General features: G+C 72.8%; 14 protein-coding genes and 2 pseudogenes. 6 read left to right on the top strand and 10 right to left on the bottom strand.

What is annotated here, in order from left to right; genetic code table 11:
• The first annotated feature begins 107 nt into the window (after nt 1-107).
• From ACF3NS_RS08710 to ACF3NS_RS08700, 3 genes are read left to right on the top strand one after another with little or no spacing between them, the layout of a single operon-like run.
• Nucleotides 108-1,082, top strand: coding sequence for an oxidoreductase (locus ACF3NS_RS08710; protein WP_288797888.1), 975 nt, complete (start codon nt 108-110; stop codon nt 1,080-1,082).
• Nucleotides 1,079-1,909, top strand: a complete 831-nt coding sequence (locus ACF3NS_RS08705; RefSeq protein ID WP_311966590.1) for an acylneuraminate cytidylyltransferase family protein — start codon at nt 1,079-1,081, stop codon at nt 1,907-1,909. Before ACF3NS_RS08710 ends, ACF3NS_RS08705 begins: the two co-directional genes overlap by 4 nt.
• The gene (locus ACF3NS_RS08700; protein ID WP_392465563.1) at nt 1,906-2,793 is read left to right on the top strand and encodes an SDR family oxidoreductase; all 888 of its coding nucleotides are present in this window, start codon (nt 1,906-1,908) and stop codon (nt 2,791-2,793) included. The genes ACF3NS_RS08705 and ACF3NS_RS08700 overlap by 4 nt, the downstream gene beginning before the upstream one ends.
• Before the next feature lie 5 nt (nt 2,794-2,798).
• Here ACF3NS_RS08700 and ACF3NS_RS08695 read toward each other — a convergent pair.
• Nucleotides 2,799-3,776, bottom strand: a pseudogene (locus ACF3NS_RS08695) (acyltransferase family protein); the annotation flags it as partial.
• A gap of 146 nt (nt 3,777-3,922) precedes the next feature.
• Here ACF3NS_RS08695 and ACF3NS_RS08690 point away from each other — a divergent pair.
• On the top strand, nt 3,923-6,190 hold the full coding sequence (locus ACF3NS_RS08690; RefSeq protein WP_392465561.1) for an FG-GAP-like repeat-containing protein: 2,268 nt from the start codon (nt 3,923-3,925) through the stop codon (nt 6,188-6,190).
• A 450-nt stretch (nt 6,191-6,640) separates the two neighbouring features.
• Here ACF3NS_RS08690 and ACF3NS_RS08685 read toward each other — a convergent pair whose 3' ends face one another.
• The 5 genes from ACF3NS_RS08685 to ACF3NS_RS08665 form a co-directional block, all read right to left on the bottom strand.
• Entirely contained in the window at nt 6,641-8,089 is a 1,449-nt protein-coding gene (locus tag ACF3NS_RS08685; RefSeq protein WP_392465559.1) for a DUF2142 domain-containing protein, read from the bottom strand.
• Nucleotides 8,086-9,399: a hypothetical protein gene (locus ACF3NS_RS08680; RefSeq protein WP_392465558.1), complete on the bottom strand. Its 1,314-nt coding sequence runs from the start codon at nt 9,397-9,399 to the stop codon at nt 8,086-8,088. Before ACF3NS_RS08680 ends, ACF3NS_RS08685 begins: the two co-directional genes overlap by 4 nt.
• Nucleotides 9,396-10,379 (bottom strand): glycosyltransferase, encoded by a 984-nt coding sequence (locus ACF3NS_RS08675; protein WP_392465555.1) that lies wholly within the window; start codon nt 10,377-10,379, stop codon nt 9,396-9,398. Before ACF3NS_RS08675 ends, ACF3NS_RS08680 begins: the two co-directional genes overlap by 4 nt.
• 75 nt (nt 10,380-10,454) lie before the next feature.
• Nucleotides 10,455-10,985 (bottom strand): 5-(carboxyamino)imidazole ribonucleotide mutase, encoded by a 531-nt coding sequence (gene purE / locus ACF3NS_RS08670; RefSeq protein ID WP_392465552.1) that lies wholly within the window; start codon nt 10,983-10,985, stop codon nt 10,455-10,457.
• Nucleotides 10,982-12,205, bottom strand: a complete 1,224-nt coding sequence (locus tag ACF3NS_RS08665; protein WP_392465549.1) for a 5-(carboxyamino)imidazole ribonucleotide synthase — start codon at nt 12,203-12,205, stop codon at nt 10,982-10,984. The genes purE and ACF3NS_RS08665 overlap by 4 nt, the downstream gene beginning before the upstream one ends.
• Nucleotides 12,206-12,228: 23 nt before the next feature.
• On the opposite strand from ACF3NS_RS08665, the gene ACF3NS_RS08660 reads away from it, so the two are divergent.
• Entirely contained in the window at nt 12,229-12,735 is a 507-nt protein-coding gene (locus ACF3NS_RS08660) for a GtrA family protein (RefSeq protein WP_392465547.1), read from the top strand.
• A 38-nt stretch (nt 12,736-12,773) separates the two neighbouring features.
• On the opposite strand, the gene ACF3NS_RS08655 is transcribed toward ACF3NS_RS08660, so the two are convergent.
• The 4 genes and pseudogenes from ACF3NS_RS08655 to ACF3NS_RS08640 form a co-directional block, all read right to left on the bottom strand.
• Complete coding sequence (locus ACF3NS_RS08655) at nt 12,774-13,577, bottom strand: enoyl-CoA hydratase/isomerase family protein (RefSeq protein ID WP_392465545.1); 804 nt, start codon at nt 13,575-13,577, stop codon at nt 12,774-12,776.
• Nucleotides 13,574-14,740 (bottom strand): adenylate/guanylate cyclase domain-containing protein, encoded by a 1,167-nt coding sequence (locus ACF3NS_RS08650; RefSeq protein WP_392465544.1) that lies wholly within the window; start codon nt 14,738-14,740, stop codon nt 13,574-13,576. Before ACF3NS_RS08650 ends, ACF3NS_RS08655 begins: the two co-directional genes overlap by 4 nt.
• Nucleotides 14,741-14,801: 61 nt before the next feature.
• Nucleotides 14,802-15,176 (bottom strand): biotin--[acetyl-CoA-carboxylase] ligase, encoded by a 375-nt coding sequence (locus ACF3NS_RS08645; RefSeq protein ID WP_392469102.1) that lies wholly within the window; start codon nt 15,174-15,176, stop codon nt 14,802-14,804.
• 82 nt (nt 15,177-15,258) lie between these two features.
• Nucleotides 15,259-15,564, bottom strand: a pseudogene (locus ACF3NS_RS08640) (biotin--[acetyl-CoA-carboxylase] ligase); the annotation flags it as partial.
• A 74-nt stretch (nt 15,565-15,638) separates the two neighbouring features.
• Between ACF3NS_RS08640 and ACF3NS_RS08635 the strand changes: the two are divergent.
• A complete protein-coding gene (locus ACF3NS_RS08635) occupies nt 15,639-17,243 on the top strand; it encodes an acyl-CoA carboxylase subunit beta (protein ID WP_392465543.1) in 1,605 nt (534 codons plus the stop codon).
• The last annotated feature ends 36 nt before the right edge of the window (nt 17,244-17,279 follow it).

The raw sequence follows: 17,279 nt of genomic DNA, 5'->3' as shown, positions 1-17,279 counted from the left end.
TTGCGACGGCGCCCCTCCCCGGTCGAGCGCCGGGCGGCGGCGTGTGACCCGGCCGGCCCCGGAGGCGCATGGCAGCATGGGGCGCACATCACAGCCAGGAGGTGCCCGTGCACGCAGTCGTCCGAGGCGGCGGGTCGATCGGTGCGCGGCACGTCGAGGTCCTGCGGTCCCTGGGTCTGTCGGTCGACCTCTGGCCGGTCCGGCCGCGTCCCGAGGCCGACGGGGTGGTGGGCGACGACGGCGGGCCGGCAGCCTGCGCCACGGCCGACCTCGTCGTCGTGGCCACCGACACCGGGCGGCACGTCGCCGACGCGCTCGTGGCGCTGGACGCGGGGGCGGCCCGGGTCCTGGTGGAGAAGCCCCTGTCCCCCGCCGCCGTCGACGCCGACCCCCTCTCGCGTCACGACCGCGCCGACCGGGTCCGCGTGGCCGCCCCCCTGCGCGGCCACCGGGCGTACGCCCTGGTGCTCGGCCTCGTGCGCGCGGCCGCCCGGCCGCTGTCCGCCCACGTCGCCTGCCAGTCCTGGCTCCCCGACTGGCGGCCCGGCAGGGACTACCGCGAGAGCTACTCGGCGCGCGCCGACGAGGGCGGGGTGCTGCGCGACCTCGTCCACGAGCTGGACTACGCCACGGCGCTCCTCGGCCCCCCTGACCTGTCCTGGGCGGCGCTGGACCGATCCGGCCCACTGCAGATGCCGGCCGAGCAGGCCGCCACGCTCGCCTGGACCACGCCTGACGAGGACCGGGTCCTGGCCCGGCTCGACTACGTGTCCCGCCCCGGTCGCCGGCACCTGAGCCTCGATGGCCCGGACCTCCGCCTGGACTGGGACCTGCTGTCCCACACGGTGGTCCATGTCAGCGCCGACGGACGGCGGCACGAGCACGCGTTCGCGGACGACGCCGACCGCAACGTCGTCATGGCCCGTCAGGCCGCAGCGGTCCTCGGCGACCGCAGCGCCGAGGAGGACCCCGCAGCGCCCCCCACGCTCCCCGAGGCGCTCGAGACCATGCGTCTGTGCGACCGCGCCCGTGGGGCCGACCACCGGTCGACCCCCACCCGTCCCGATCGGAGGACCTCGTGACCGACCCGACCCCTGCTCCCGCCCCCGCCCCCGCCCCCGGAGATGCCGACGACGGCGTCGGCGTGGCGGCGCCGCGCGTCCTGGCCGTCATCCCCGCACGGGGCGGCTCCAAGGGCCTGCCCGGCAAGAACGTCCGTGAGCTCGCGGGCCTGCCCCTGATCTGCCACAGCATCAAGGCCGCCGCCCTGTGCCCGGGCATCACCCGCTGCATCGTCTCCACCGACGACCCCGAGATCGCCGAGGTGGCCCGCGCGCACGGAGGGGACGTGCCCTTCCTGCGCCCGGACCGGCTCGCCACCGACTGGACCCCCATGGGCCCGGTGATGCAGCACGCGCTCGAGACGGTGGAGCAGCAGGAGGGTTCGCCCTACGACGTCTTCGTCCTGCTCGACCCGACCAGCCCCTCGCGGGTCCCGCAGCAGATCGCCGAGGCCATCTCGCAGCTGCACGGGTCACCGGACCTCGACGGCGTCATCAGCGTGTCCGAGCCGACCTTTCAGCCGACCTGGGTCGGGGTCCGAGAGACCACGCCGTCGGGCCCCGTGGAGCGCTACTACGCCGAGGGCAGGGGTGTGACCCGCCGCCAGGACACCGGTCGTTTCCTGCGCATCAACGGCAACTTCTACGTCTGGCGCGCGGACTTCGTGCGCCGTCTGCAGGTGTCCTGGTTCGACGAGGGACGCCACGGGATGTACGAGATCCCCGAGCCGCAGGCCTTCTCCATCGACGACGAGTACGAGTTCCGGCTCATCGAGGCGCTGCTCGGTGCCGGCCTGCTCGAGCTGCCGTGGCTGGACGCCGACGACGAGCAGCAGGCCGGACGATGAGCGGCGGCGCCTCGGCCCTGACGGGCCGGACCGCGGTCGTGACGGGCGGCGGCGGACCGCTCGGTCGCACCCTGTGCGCCGCTCTCGCCGAGGGGGGTGCCCGGGTGGTCGTGGTCGACCGCGACGGCGGTCTCGTGGACCAGGCCCTGGCCGAGCTGCCTGACGGCGACCACCGTGGCGTCACGGCGGACCTGCTCGACGCCGACGCCCTGAGGTCGGTGGTGTCGCAGGTCGAGCGGCTGGGCGCGTGCGACGTGCTCGTCAACAACGCCGCCTTCACCGGCACCTCGGGCGTGCCCGGCTACGCCGTCCCGTTCGAGGAGCAGACCGACGACGCCTTCGAGCTGGCCCTGCGGCTCAACCTCACCGTCCCCTTCAGCCTGACCCGGCGGCTGCTCCCGCTCCTGCGACGCACCGGTCACGGCAGCGTCGTCAACGTCTCCAGCATCTACGGCCTGGTCGGCCCCAACATGGGCCTGTATGCCGGGACCGTCATGGGCAACCCCGCGGCATACGGGGCCTCCAAGGGCGGGATCGCCCAGCTGACGCGCTATCTCGCCACCGTGCTGGCCCCCGAGGTCCGGTGCAACGCCTTCGCGCCGGGCGGGATCGCGCGCGGCCAGGCCGACGAGTTCGTGGAGCGCTACGAGGGCCTGACCCCGTTGCGCCGCATGGCCACCGAGGGCGACTTCCGGGGCGTCGTGCGCTGGCTGGCGTCGGACGAATCAGCCTATGTCACAGGACAGGTGATCGCTGTGGACGGGGGGCTGGACCGCCTGGTGACCAGCGGGCGCAGGGCGTCGCGGACCCGACCGAAGTGGCGCTCGAACAACCACCACCAGAGCAGGCCCGCCCCGTTGCCCGCGGCCACGAGCAGGACGTAGAGCTCCGGCCCCGTCACGCGCCCCTCGACGAGGTGCACCAGCCAGATCATGACCGAGAAGTGCACGAGGTACAGCGAGTAGGAGAACTCCGAGACGAAGGCCACCGGCCTGCGCACGGGGCCGAGGACCGCGGACCAGTCGAGCATGTGGAAGCCCGACACGACGGCGACGCCGGTGAGCACGCACACGGTGGGGGCGTAGACGCCGAGGTGGACGACGTCGAAGCACCACCACAACCACAGGACCGTCAGCAGCGTGAGGCCGGCGTGCACGGACCGCGGGATCGCCTGCATCGCGGGTGCCCACCAGGCGTACGCGAAGCCGACCAGCCAGGCGAGCATCAGCCCGCTGCCTCCCTCCACGGTCCCGAGGACCGTCGCCGCCGCGAAGACCAGCGCGGGCAGGGCCAGCAGGCCGCGAGCGGTCGTGGGCCGGTGCAACAGCACCAGGGCGACCACCCCGAACCCGACGTAGATCCACCACTCGAGGGCGACCGTCCACCAGGGGGCGGCGCTGCCGAGGGATCGCGCCGCGAGCGGCTGGCCGGTGGCGGCGGCCGCCTGGCGCAGCACCGCGTTGTCCTGAAGCATCAGCAGGTTGCTCACCACGGTGGTGAGGTCGTGACGAAGGACGATGAAGCGCGAGGTGGCCCCGCCGGAGAAGACGAGCCGGTCGATGAGCACGACGGCGACCATGGCGGGCAGCAGCGGGGTGAAGATGCGGGCCCACCGGTCCACCAGGTACGCCCGGAAGCCGTAGGCAGGGTCCCGACGCCGTCGCTGCACCGACATGGTGATCAGGTAGCCCGACAGCACCAGGAAGATCACGACGCCGTAGGACTGGACGTGGAACTGGTCCGGGCGGGCGCCCAACCGGCCGTCCGTCCCGCGGACGGCGAACAGCACCGGGAAGGCCAGCACGGCGGCGTGGCCCAGGACGACGAGCTGCGCGGACAGACCCCGGACCGCGTCGAAGTAGCTCATCTGGTGCCTGAGTCCCGAGGTCATGGCCGACACCCTAACGAGCGCCCCGCGACACCCCGGCCAACAACTCTCGCCGGCCGCCTGCCAGAATTCTCCCGGGCATGACACTATGTAATCAATCATCACTCGTAGTAACAAGGGGAGATATGCATCAGCGTCATCGCCTGCAGCGCGGGAGGTCCCGCCTGGGCCTCGCCATCGCCGGTTCGCTCGTCGTCGCGCTCGGCGCGCCCACCGTCGGGCTCGCCTCCGCCGTCGATGGTCACGACAAGGTCAGGGACCGGATGACGACGTCGTCGTCGCACGAGCGGCTCCGACCCGCACCGGCGCGGCCGTCCACCGCCCCCGAGACCGTCGACGTCACTTCCGGTCGCCTGCAGCAGAGCCCCGCCGCACGCAAGTCGAGCGGCACCACGCAGGGCTCGGCCCGCGCCACCACCGCGGCGGTCAGCCCGCAGTGCGCGGCGCTCGAGATCGACCTCTCCCAGCTGCGCGACCGCACCGCGCTGCTGTGGAAGCCCTCGGCCGCCCCGACCGGCAGCATCACGGTGCAGCGCCGCATCTCGACCGGCACCCAGTGGCGCACCGTGACGGTGGCCGCGGGGGCCACCGGCATCGCCGTCGACCGAGACACGGCCCCGAACGCCCCGGTGGCGTACCGCCTGGTGGTGCCCTTCTCCACCGGGACGCAGACCTGCGTCTTCGCCGACCCGAGCGGCACCCCGGTCGACGGCCTGGCGATGTTCGAGGACGCCGGTCGCGGCACGCCCGACCTCGCCGTGTCGACGTGGGACAACGGCCCCCTGCTCATGCAGAACGACACCTCGGCCGGGATCCCCGTGGGCTCCGACGCCGGCACGGAGACCCCGGCGTTCTCGCCCGACGGCATGTGGCTCGCGGTCACCCGCGCCAACGCCGACCAGGGCGGTGACCTGGTCCTGCGTCGCGCGGACGGCACCGGGGCCGTGACCGCCGTCTCCGCCGGCGGGACGGACTACCACTCCGAGCCGTCCTTCTCCCCCGACGGGCGCAAGCTCCTGTGGACGGTGTACGACAGCCAGGGCGTGCCCCTGCGCACGATGGTGCGGGTCCTCGACACCGGTGCCACGACCACCGTCCCGCGCCCCACGGGCAGCGTCGTGCCGGAACGCTCCACCTTCCTCGCGGACGGCACCACCGCGGTCGGCGTGCGCTACGCCGCCGACGGCTCGAGCGTCCTGGTGCGCACGAGCACTGCCACCGGCGCGCAGTCCACCCTCGGCGCGCCCGGCGCCTATGACGTGTCGGTCGCCCCGAACGGCGCGATCCTGGCCGCCGTCCGCAACACGGACCGGTCGTCCTCCCTCGTCGTCGTCAGCGCCACGGGCGAGGCGACGGTCCGGTGGCGGGGCGTCGTCGGCCAGCAGGTGTCCAACCCGCGCCTCACCCAGGACCGCCAGGCCTACTACCTGCGCATCGACACCGACCCCACGCCGGCCGAGACGGGGAACGGCGACGCCTACACCGGCATCTACCGGCTGAGCGGCACCACCCCCGAGCTGACCCGGGCCGGTGCCTCCGTCGCCGACCCGCAGGCCATCGCCAAGGATTTCGACGTGCGCCAGACTTCGCCGAAGTCGACCTCCGACTTCACCGGGGACGGCTACAACGACGTGGTGGCCAAGGACGCCTCGGGGACCTTGTGGCTCCACCGCAACAGCACCAACCCCCAGGCGCCGCTGTCGGCCGGCCGCACGTCGCTCGGGTCGGGTTGGGGGATCTACAACCACGTGTTCTCGGTCGGCGACTGGGACGGCGACGGGCACGGCGACCTCGCCGCACGTGAGCCCAACGGTGCCCTGTGGCTCTACCGCGGCAACGCGGCAGGTGGCCTGCAGGCGCGACTGTCGCTCGGCGGGGGCTGGCAGCAGTACGTCCCGGCCTTCGGGGGCGACTGGAACGGCGACACCAAGCCCGACCTCGTCGCTCGCGACGCCGCCGGGGTCCTGTGGCTGTACCCCGGCAACGGCAAGGTGAGCTCGCCCGGCGCAGGCATGTTCCTCCCTCGCAAGGCCCTGTCCAGCGGGTGGGGCGCCTTCGACGTGATCCTGGGGATCGGCGACGCGAGCTATGACAACCACTTCGACCTGCTGGCCCGCAACCGCGCCGACGGGACCCTTCGTGTCTACACCTCTCAGGGGGTCGCCGCCGGTTCCTTCAAGAGCGTGTACGACCCGCTCCCGGGCGGCAGCCTCGGCGGTCTCTCGCAGATCACCGCCCCCGAGCGATTCACGGGGTGGTACGCGAGCGCCCTGATGATGGCCAAGGACGGCGTCCTTCGTGACGTCCCCTTCGTCGACGAATCGCTGCTCGGATGGACGAGCTACCAGCAGCAGGTGGGCTCGGGGGGCCTGGCCTACGTCTGGCAGTCCTGACGACGGCACCCGCAGGTGGGGCTCCCGCGACGTGCGCGGGCCCCACCTGCGTCGTACCCCACCTGACCCCGAGCGCCCTGCGCGGGGGCCCGGGTGTCCCGGGCGGACGTGACCCGCGATGAATCCGACGGCGGTCGGATCGAACGGGCTGGAGAAGGGGATCATCCCGTGCTCGCGGACCCGGTCGAAGATCGGCTGGTGCCACTCCCAGGGCGTGTGCGCCTCCTGGTAGAGCTGGTGGAGGTTGCTCCCCCTCGAGCTGGCCGTTGTGGTTGCCGGACATCTCGGCGATCACGCAGGGAGCGTGGTCCCGGTCGATGACGTGCCGGCCGATGCTGATGGGGGTGGAAGTCATGCGCCTAGGCTCCGAGCGTGCGCGACCACGGACGGCATCCGGCCTCCCGGTCGCGGGTCGGCGACCCCGGTCGACAGCTGACCGTCCGGCGGGGCTCAGGAGACGGTGGCCCAGGTGAGCAGGACGTACTTGAGGACGGCCAGGGCGCAGGCTCCCACGACCAGGCCCACGACCCATCTGGCGGCGACCCGCCCGTCGTCGGCCCCTGTCGCGCCATCACCGACGAGGCGTGCCGGCAGCAGCGCCCGGAGGCACAGCAGAGCCGGCAGCAGGAGCGGGTAGAAGTAGCGGCCCTGAACGCCTGCCACGGCCCACAGCCCGACCGGGGTGAACGAGAGGTACAGCGCTCCGAAGATCAACGCTCCCGAGGCGGCGACGACCAGCGCGACCGTCGCCAGCCGACCGCGGCTGACGACCGGCCGGGGCGCCAGGAACCACGCCAGGGCGAGCGCCATCAGCACCAGGATCATGGCGCCTCCCGAGCCCTCCACCTGGTAGCCGGTCTGCACGAAGAGCTCGCGGAGGTACTTGGGGGTGCTGTCCGCGAGGGTGCGGTACGCGATCCGCACCATCTCGGGGAGGTGCCCCAGGACGAAGGCGCGCTGGTCGTCCGGACGCACGGCCGTCGGGTCCCGGGGGTCCCAGACCACCCCCATCCCCGCTGTGGTGCCCGCAGCCAGCGACAGCCACCCGACGGACACGGCCAGGGACGTCCCCACGACCCCGGCACCTACGGCTCGGGAGGGGCCGCGCCCGGTCGCGCTCCGCCCCCAGGCCAGCCTGGACGCCGGGACCACGAGCAGCAGCAGGGCCATCGGCGCGTATGTCGGCTTGGCCACGCCGACGAGGAGCACGCTGAGGGCCAGGGCCCAGGTGGCGGCGCGCGAGGGCGGGGAGTCGGTCAGCGTGAGCCGCACGAAGGACGCCGCCAGCACGAGGGTGACGGCGTTGGTCATGGTGTCCGCGGAGACGGTCGCGGCCTGGAAGATGACGCTGGGCAGGCAGGCCACCACGGCGGCGAGGTACTCCCAGCCTGTGCCCCGCAGGAGCCAGACGGCCAGCGCGCCGGCGACCGCCGCGGTCAGGACCCCGAGCAGCCGCGCGACCAGGATGGTCCCTCCCACGTCGAGGCCGGCCAGCCTGGACGTCCACAGCCCGACCACGGCCGGCGCGTAGCTGGTCGGCGCGTAGGCCGCCGTGTTGACGAACTTGGCCTCGGTGGTCTCGGTGCCGACGGGAGCGTCCAGCAGGGGGCGGCGCGCGTCGGGGTTGCCCAAGACCGGACCGCGCTGGGGCTTGGACCACTGTCGCGCGGTGCCGGAGTCTGCCAGCCGGACGAAGGACGCAGGCACCTGGCCGCCGTAGCGGGGAATCGGACCGCGCTCCTCCAGCCGCTGCGGCGCCCAGCCCCCCGTCGAGACCTGGTAGGCCCGGAACAGGTGGGCGGCCTCGTCCGCGCCCCAGACCTGGGGCTGGGCCACGGCGAAGCAGCTGCCCGCGATCGAGATGACCAGGGCGACGAGCAGCGGGAGGGCGCGCCTCACGGCTGCTCCGATGCGGCTGTATGCCGTCGCGACGACCCCACGCGTCGAGAGGCGAGCAGCGTCGCGCCGGCCATGGCCAGGATCCCCGCGGCGCCGGCCATGCTGCGGTAGGTGAAGAACGCGTGGATCTGGCTGTGGTTCTTGAGCACCTCGTACCACACCGGCACGATGGCGGCGCAGACGACCAGCAGCAGCGGCTCCAGCAGCGCTTGGCGCCGGACGAGGCCCACGACCAGCCCGACGAGCAGCAGGACCAGGCAGGCCCCGGCGAGGGTGCCGGCGGTGGGCACCTCCATCCAGGTGCGCCAGTTCTTGAGGACGGCGGCGCCGGGGCTCAGGTCGACGCGGCCCTCCATCGTCCCGCTGAGCCGGCTGCCGCCCACCTCGCTGATCTCACGACGGATCGCCCCGAACCCCGAGTGGATCCCGACGATCAGCCACTTGGCCATCCAGGTGGCGCCGTAGCCCACCGCCCACCCGGCTCCGCCGCAGACGAGCCGGCCGACCCGGCCCCACGCCGTCTCGTCGCGGCGGGCGGTGAGGACGGCGGCCGCCGCGGTGAGGCTCCACGCGAGCCCGGGGTTGGTCAGGAAGTCGATGAAGACGTACAGGCCCCCGGACAGCACGGTGAGGGCCAGGAGCCTCGGCACGGGATTGCCCCAACGGAGCACGACGGCGGCCAGGCCGAGGGCCGCCGCGAGCGACAGCGCGTGGGTGTAGGCCAGCGGCGAGGTGACGAGGTTGGTGCCGAGCACGAGCGGGGCGAGGAGCGCGACCGCCGCCAGGCCTCCCCGACGGCGCAGGACGGCCGCCCACAGGCCCACGACGCTCGCGGCGAGGAGGCCGAAGGACACGAGGCGCGCACCTGCGAGACCCCACAGGGCGATGACCGGGCGGGAGACGAGGGCATAGCCGTTCCAGTAGCGCGAGTACTCGAGCTTGTGGTCGTGCTCCCCCGGGACGCTGCCCCCATGGGCTGCCAGCTCACGCACCACGCCGGCGCCTTGGTCGCACGACGGCAGCCGGGGGCTCGAGATGGCGCGCTCGAGGGGAGAGTAGTCACCCCGGATGGCGCTCCCCTGGCTCGCCGCGATGCACTCGGTGAACCGGTCGAGCCGACCACCGACGGCGTCACCGAGATAGCTCGGTCCGTACACCCTGCTCGCCACGTCCTGGGAGAGCTTCTGCACCACGACGCGGTTGGGCGTGGCCATGGCGGCCGTCATACCGACGAGCAGCACCAGGGGCAGCAGGAGCTGCACGGCCAGGGCGGGCCACACGAGCGCCACGAGCCGCCGGCCGAGGGTCATGCCGGGTGGCGGGACGAGCCGCGCTCGTCGGCGACGTCTCGCGCCTGTCGGTGACGACGGGGGGCGTCGTAGGACAGGTAGGTCAGCCGGGTCTGCTCCTGCCGCATGTGCATGATCGAGTCGAGCACGTAGCCGACGAGGAGCACGAGCGCGGCGATGATCATGACCGCCGAGGCGAGGAAGGCCGTCGGGAAGCGCTCGACCTGGCCGGTGCGCAGGAAGTCGGCGACGACGGGCAGGCCCAGGGCCAGCCCGACGAACGCGATCAGGCCCGCGACCACGCCGTGGAACAGCGACGGTCGCTCGCGACGGGCAAGGGTCATGATCAGCCGCAGGATGCGCCAGCCGTCACGATAGGTGCGCAGCTTGCTCTCGCTGCCGGCCGGCCGGTCCTTGAAGTCGATGGGCACCTCGGCCGAGGGGATGCGCAGGTTGAGCGCGTGGACGGTCATCTCGGTCTCGGTCTCGAACTCCCGCGACAGCGCGGGGAAGGACTTGACGAAGCGGCGGGAGAACACGCGGTAGCCGGACAGCATGTCGGTGACCTCGTTTCCGAAGAGCACCCGCACCGCGCCGGTCAGCATCTTGTTGCCGGTCGCGTGCCCGGGGCGGTAAGCGCCCTCGACGGTCTCGCGGCGAGCGCCGAGCACGTGGTCGTAGGGGCCCTCGAAGAGCAGGTCCACGAGGTCGCGCGCCCGGGACGCGTCGTAGGTGTCGTCACCGTCGATGATCAGCAGCGCGTCGGCCTCCACGTCGGCGAAGGCCCGCCGGATGACATTGCCCTTGCCCTTGCGCGGCTCGCTGCGCACGATCGCGCCGGCCTCGCGAGCCACCTCGGCGGTGCGGTCCGTCGAGTTGTTGTCGTAGACGTAGATCTCGGCCTCGGGCAGCGACGCGCGCAGGTCGGTGACGACCTTGGCGATCGCGGACTCCTCGTTGTAGCACGGGACGACACAGGCGATGCGGGGGGCGGAGGTCACGACGGCCAGCATAGGGGCGCGGCGCCCGCCGCCGCGTCACCGCGCTGGTGGGGCCGGCGCCGGCGGGGCTGGTGGTCAGGCTCGGCGCTCGCGCAGCTTCTCGCCCTTGGCGTGCGCCTCGTCCCGCAGCGCCGCCTGGTAGGCCACCATCGCCTCGCGCACGCGCCGCGCCTCCTCACCTGTGCCGGAGCCGATGATGCGCGCGGCCAGCAGGCCGGCGTTGCGCGCGCCCCCGATCGACACGGTCGCGACCGGCACCCCGGCCGGCATCTGCACGATCGACAGGAGCGAGTCCATGCCGTCGAGATGCTTCAGCGGCACCGGGACCCCGATCACCGGCAGCGGCGTCACGGCCGCGAGCATCCCCGGCAGGTGGGCCGCGCCGCCGGCGCCGGCGACGATCACCTGCAGCCCGCGCGAGGCGGCCTGCTCGCCATACGTGATCATCTCCGTCGGCATCCGGTGCGCCGAGACGACGTCGGCCTCGTAGGCGATGCCGAGCTCGTCGAGGGCCAGCGCCGCCTGCTCCATCACCGGCCAGTCCGAGTCGGAGCCCATCACGAGCCCGACGGCGATGCCGGGAGAAACGTTGCTGGACAGGGTCATTCGGTGATCACTCCCTGGAGGTAGTCGCAGGCGTGGCGCGCTCGTGCCCGCAGGTCGTCGAGGTCGTCGCCGCTCACGTCGACGTGGCCGATCTTGCGTCCGGGGCGGACGTCCTTGCCGTAGAGGTGGAACTTCATCGCGGGGTCGCGCGCCATGAGGTGGCGGTAGGTCGCGTACAGCTCGGGATAGTCGCCGCCGAGGACGTTGCCCATGACGGTCCAGCGCTCCCTCGCTCGGGTCGAGCCGAGCGGCAGGTCGAGGACCGCCCGCAGGTGCTGCTCGAACTGGCTCGTGACCGAGCCGTCGATGGTCCAGTGGCCCGAGTTGTGCGGGCGCATCGCCAGCTCGTTGACCAGGTATGTCGGACGGTCGTCGCCGTCACGCGTCTCGAACAGCTCCACCGCCATGACGCCGGTGACACCCAGCTCCCCCGCGATGCGCAGCGCCGACTCGCTCGCTCGCGAGGCCAGCTCCGGGTCGAGGTCCGGTGCGGGAGCCAGCACCTCGGTGCAGATCCCGTCGGTCTGCACCGTCTCCACGACCGGCCAGACGGCGGCCTGGCCGGACGGCGAGCGCGCCACGAGGACCGCCAGCTCGCGGGTGAACCCGACCATGGCCTCCGCCAGGAGCCCGTCGGCCATCGTGGCCCCGTGCTCGCCGCCGGTCCCACCGGCACCGGCGGCCTCGACGGCGTCGAGCCAGTCGCGGGCGTCGTCCGGGCCGGTGACGACCCGGACTCCCTTGCCGTCGTAGCCTCCCCGCGGGGTCTTGAGCACCAGCGGCCAGCCGACCCGCTCGCCGAAGGCCTCGAGGTCGGAACGGCTCGTCACGTGGGCCCAGTCCGGGCAGGGGATGCCGAGCTCGGTCAGCCGACGCCGCATGACCAGCTTGTCCTGGGCATGCAGGAGAGCCTCCGGCGACGGCTCGACCCGGACCCCGGCGGCCTGCACGGCGGCGATCACCTCCGGAGGCACGTGCTCGTGGTCGAAGGTCACGACGTCGCAGCGGCGGGCGAACTCCACGACGTCCTCGACGCTCGTGTGGTCCCCGACGGGCGAGGACGGGATGACCTGCGCGGCCGACGCGGACTCCGACTCGGCCAGCACGGACAGCGTGACGCCGAGCCCGACGGCGGGAGGGGCCGTCATACGAGCCAGCTGTCCACCCCCGATGATGCCGACGACGGGGAAACCACCTTGTGCGGTGCGCGGAGTTGTCACAGGCGACAGGGTACGGTGCTGCGGTGCCCACCACCTCCCTCATCGGTCGCCTGCGCGCGCTCGCGGCCCGCCTGTGGCGTGAGGTCGCCGCCTTCGGACTCGTCGGCGCCCTCGCGTTCGTGGTCGACATGGGGGGCTACAACCTGCTGGTGTTCGGCCTGCCGGGCCCGGGCGACGGACCCATGCACGGCATCCCCGGGCGTGCGTCGGTCACCGCGACGGCCATCGCCACGTTGTTCTCCTGGGTGGGCAACCGCTACCTGACCTACCGCGACCAGCGGCGCGACAAGGCGCACCACGAGCTCATGCTCTTCGTGCTGTTCAACGCGATCGCGCTGGTGATCACGTTCGCCTGCCTGTACCTGTCGCGGTACGCCCTCGACCAGCACTCCCAGCTGGCCGACAACGTCGCCAGGTTCGTGGGCATCGGGCTGGGGACGGTCTTCCGGTTCCTGACCTACCGCCGTTGGGTCTTTGCGGGCAAGGCCGCCGAGGACGACGAGCTGACGGAGCACACACACGTCGTCTGAGCCGGCGGGAGCCGGGGCGCCCGGCTCCGCCCTCGCCGTCAGACTCCGGGCCAGGCGGGGCGGCGCTTCTCGGCGAAGGCGGCGACGCCCTCGCGCCGGTCCCCGCTGAAGGCCGCCGCCCGCCAGCAGCCGTCCTCGATCTCCAGCCCGGCCGCCAGGTCGACGTCGGAGCCGAGGCGCATGGCCCGCTTGGCGTTGCGCACCCCGACGGGCGAGTGCGTCGCGACCAGGGACGCCAGCTCCAGGGCGTGCTCGCGGGCCGTCCCGGCGTCGACCACCTCGTCGACGGCGCCGAGCGAGAGCGCCTCGGCCGCCGGCATCTTGGCGGCGCCGAAGATGATGCGGGAGGCCCGCGACCAGCCGACGCGACGGGTGAGCAGCTGCGTGCCGCCACCGCCGGGGATGACGCCGACCGACACCTCGGGCAGGCCCACCGTCGCGCCGTCCCCGCAGACGATCAGGTCGCAGGACAGCGCGATCTCGAAGCCCCCTCCGAGCGCGAAGCCGTCCACGGCCGCGATGGCCGGCACCGGCAGCGCCAGCACCCCGCCGTAGGCCGCGCGCGCCACGGGTCGCTGGGCCATCAGGTCGGCGTCGGTGAAGCCGTTGCGCTCCTTGAGGTCCGCCCCGACGCAGAACGCCTTGGGGTGCGTCGAGCTCACCACCACCGCCCGCACCTCGCCGCGCAGCGCCAGCGCGGACAGCTGCGTGGTCGCGGCGCCGAGGTCGCGCGCCATCGCGGTCGAGACGGCGTTCATCGCCTCGGGCCGGTCCAGGGCGAGCTCGGCGACGTGGCCGTGCTCGCCGTGGCGGGTGATCGTCACGTTGTCGTAGTCGGTCATCGGACCTCCAGGTCGTCAGAGTCGAGGAACGCCGGCTGTGCTGGGTGGGGCAACGCGCCGGGCAGTCCGTCGGGGATCGCGACGGTGCGGTGCAGCAGGGAGGGGGCGACGACGCCCACCCCTCGCAGGGTGCGGGTGCGCTGCCGCACCGCGATGAGGTCGGGCGCGTCGGCGATCCGTGACACGAGCCCCTCATCGGCCAGCACCTTGCCGGAGGGCGCGACTGCGGTGAGGCGGGCGGCGCGGTTGACCGTGGTGCCGAAGACGTCGCCGAGCCGCGACACGACGTGGCCGTAGGCGAGGCCGACCCGCACGGGAGGCAGCATGTCGTCGTAGCGGATGGCGTCGACCAGGTCCAGGGCGATCCGGGCGCCCTCGGCGGGCACCTTCGCGACGTACAGGACCTCGTCCCCGACCGTCTTGATGACCCGGCCGCCGTGCCCGGTGATGACGTCGCTGCACAGCGCCTCGAACCTCTGCACCACGGTCGCCAGCTCGCGCTCCGACAGGCGCCGCACGAGCGAGGTGAAGGACACGAGGTCGGCGAAGCCCACGCAGCGTCGCAGCCCCTGCTCCCCCACCGACGGGTCGGCGTCGGCGACCATGCGGGCGGTGGCGGCGGCCAGGTGCCGGCGCCAGGCGTAGACGAGCAACGGCTCGAGCTCGTCGGCCAGCTCGGCGACCTTGCGCGCAGCGGCCAGCGCGGTGTCCTCGTCGGGCTCGGCGCGGGTCGAGTCGTGGCTCTCGTCGGAGACGGCCACGCGCCCGAGGTCGACCTCGCCCTGCGCCCAGGGGCTCAGCGACTCGGCGAACACCGAGCACTGCCACACCGACAGGCGGTCCGCGGTGCGGGCGAAGGCCCGGGTCAGGCTGAGGGCCGAGTCCTCGTCGAGCTCTCCGCGCCGCACGAGCGCGGCGACGCCGCGCAGGGCGGTCAGGTCGAGCTGGGAGAAGACCGCCTCGCCGTCCTCGTTGCCCGGGAACCCGAGGGCGTGCCAGAAGCGCTCGGCGGTGCGCAGGGAGACCCCGACGGTCCGGGACACGTCGCGCCGGTCGAGGTCCAGCGGGCCGCCGAGCAGCTCTCGCTGCACCTGCTCGACCAGGGGGTCCAGCCGCACCGGGGCCTGCGACAGCCGGGTCGACTCGTCACCGTGGTCCGCCACCGTCGCCTCCTCGCCGTCCCGCGGGACGACGCTCGCCGCCGACCGCTCCCGCCATGATGCCTCAGCCCGACAGCCTCGCGTGCACCACGTCACCGGCGGCGTGGGTGCGCTCTCCCCTAGCGGTGCGTATGACGAGACGGCCGGCCCCGTCGACCCGCACCGCCCGGCCCGGCTCCACCGCACCGGAGGGCAGGTGGATGTCGACCTCGCGCCCGAGGGTCGCGCAGGCCGCGGTGTAGTCCGCGCGCAGGGCCGGCATCCGCGACGGCGTCGCCCACTGGCCGTGCCGGTGGGCGAGGGCACGCAGCACCGCCACCACGACGTCCTCCCGCCCGACCTCGACGCCGCACAGCTGCAAGGAGGTCGCGGTCTCGACGGGGAGCTGCTCGCGGGTCTGGTGGACGTTGATCCCGAGCCCGAGCACGGCGACCCCCATCACCAGGACCAGGGGCCGGCGCCAGCTCGCACAGCACCCCGCACACCTTGCGGTCGTCGTCGGTGGCGACGAGCACGTCGTTGGGCCACTTGAGCACGAAGGCCTCGGCGCGCCCGGGCCCGGCGAGGGACGCGAGGGCGTCCCGCACGGCCAGGCCCGTCAGCAGGGGCAGCCACCCCGCGTCCGGCATACGAGCCGATGGGACCGGCACGCAGGCGGACAGGGCCACGGCCGTCCCGGCCGGGGTCTCCCACGACCGGGCCAGCCGACCGCGTCCCGCCTGCTGGTGGTCCGTGGTGAGCACGTGCCATGGCCGAGGGTCGGCGAGCAGCTCGGCGTTGGTGCTGCCGACCGCGTCGCGGACCCGCACATCGAGCCACGGCGACATGGCGTCCGTCACATGCCTGGTCAGAGCGCTTTGTCGCAGAGCGGAGGTCACGAGCCCAAGGCTATGGTGTCGCCATGGCTGACGCTCCGACGACGGACACCTTCGACCTGGCCACGACCGCAGGTCGGCTCGCCGACATGCACCACCGCAACGAGCAGGTCCTGCACGGGGCCTCCGAGAAGGCGGTCGAGAAGCAGCACGCCCGCGGCAAGCAGACCGCTCGGGAGCGCGTCGAGGCCTTCCTCGACGAGGGCTCGTTCGTCGAGCTGGACCAGTACGCCCGCCACCGCTCGACGGCCTTCGGCCAGGACAAGAACCGGCCGTATGGCGACGGGGTCATCACCGGCTACGGCACCGTCGACGGCCGCCAGGTGTGCGTGTTCGCGCAGGACTTCACGGTCTTCGGCGGGTCCCTGGGCGAGGTGTTCGGGGAGAAGATCGTCAAGGTCATGGACTTCGCCATGAAGATCGGGTGCCCGGTCGTCGGCCTCAACGACTCCGGCGGCGCCCGGATCCAGGAGGGCGTCGCCTCCCTCGGGATGTATGGCGAGATCTTCCGCCGCAACGTCCTGGCCTCCGGCGTCGTCCCGCAGATCTCGCTCATCATGGGTCCCTGCGCCGGCGGGGCGGTCTACTCCCCCGCCATCACCGACTTCACGGTCATGGTCGACCAGACGTCCCACATGTTCATCACCGGTCCCGACGTCATCAAGACCGTCACGGGCGAGAGCGTGGGGATGGAGGAGCTGGGCGGCGCGATGTCGCACAACTCCAAGTCCGGCTGCGCCCACTACATGGGCTCCGACGAGGCCGACGCGATGGACTACGTCAAGGAGCTGCTCTCCTACCTGCCGAGCAACAACCACGAGGACCCGCCGGTCTTCGAGGCCGAGGTGGACCTCGAGATCAACGAGCTGGACGTCGCCCTGGACACGATCATCCCGGACTCGCCCAACATGCCGTACGACATGCACGAGGTCTTCACGGCGATCCTCGACGACCAGGCCTTCCTCGAGGTCCAGCCGTTGTTCGCGCCCAACATCATCACCGGCTTCGGGCGGGTCGAGGGGCGCAGCGTCGGCATCGTCGCCAACCAGCCGATGCAGTTCGCCGGGTGCCTGGACATCGACGCCTCCGAGAAGGCCGCGCGCTTCGTGCGCACCTGCGACGCCTTCAACGTCCCCGTGCTGACCTTCGTGGACGTGCCGGGCTTCCTGCCGGGCACCGACCAGGAGTGGAACGGCATCATCCGCCGCGGTGCCAAGCTCATCTACGCGTATGCCGAGGCCACCGTCCCGCTCGTCACCGTCATCACCCGCAAGGCCTACGGCGGGGCGTACGACGTCATGGGGTCCAAGCACCTCGGCGCCGACGTCAACATCGCCTGGCCCACCGCGCAGATCGCCGTGATGGGCGCGCAGGGTGCGGTCAACATCCTCTACCGCAAGGAGATCGCCGCGGCCGAGGCGGAGGGCCGCGACGTCGACGCGACGCGCGCGCAGTTCATCAAGGAGTACGAGGACCACCTCGCCAACCCCTACATCGCGGCCGAGCGCGGCTACATCGACGCGGTCATCGCCCCGCAGGAGACCCGTCGCAACGTCGTGCAGGCGCTGCGGGCGCTGCAGACCAAGCGCGAGAACCACCCGCCCAAGAAGCACGGCAACATCCCGCTGTGACCGGGCTGCCGTCGTCCGGCGACCGGCGAAGGAGGA

The organism is Arsenicicoccus cauae (assembly GCF_043162025.1).
Lineage (GTDB): Bacteria > Actinomycetota > Actinomycetes > Actinomycetales > Dermatophilaceae > Arsenicicoccus > Arsenicicoccus cauae.
The sequence above is the reverse complement of the archived record's forward strand: the minus strand, read 5'-3'. Positions and strand labels throughout refer to the sequence as shown.

Bases quoted from the DNA above. Each gene is read 5' to 3' on its own strand.
- ACF3NS_RS08700 (WP_392465563.1), top strand. From the start codon at position 1,906: ATGAGCGGCGGCGCCTCGGCCCTGACGGGCCGGACCGCGGTCGTGACG.
- ACF3NS_RS08690 (WP_392465561.1), top strand. From the start codon at position 3,923: ATGCATCAGCGTCATCGCCTGCAGCGCGGGAGGTCCCGCCTGGGCCTC.
- ACF3NS_RS08680 (WP_392465558.1), bottom strand. From the start codon at position 9,399: ATGACCCTCGGCCGGCGGCTCGTGGCGCTCGTGTGGCCCGCCCTGGCC.
- purE (WP_392465552.1), bottom strand. From the start codon at position 10,985: ATGACCCTGTCCAGCAACGTTTCTCCCGGCATCGCCGTCGGGCTCGTG.
- ACF3NS_RS08655 (WP_392465545.1), bottom strand. From the start codon at position 13,577: ATGACCGACTACGACAACGTGACGATCACCCGCCACGGCGAGCACGGC.
- ACF3NS_RS08645 (WP_392469102.1), bottom strand. From the start codon at position 15,176: ATGGGGGTCGCCGTGCTCGGGCTCGGGATCAACGTCCACCAGACCCGC.
- ACF3NS_RS08635 (WP_392465543.1), top strand. From the start codon at position 15,639: ATGGCTGACGCTCCGACGACGGACACCTTCGACCTGGCCACGACCGCA.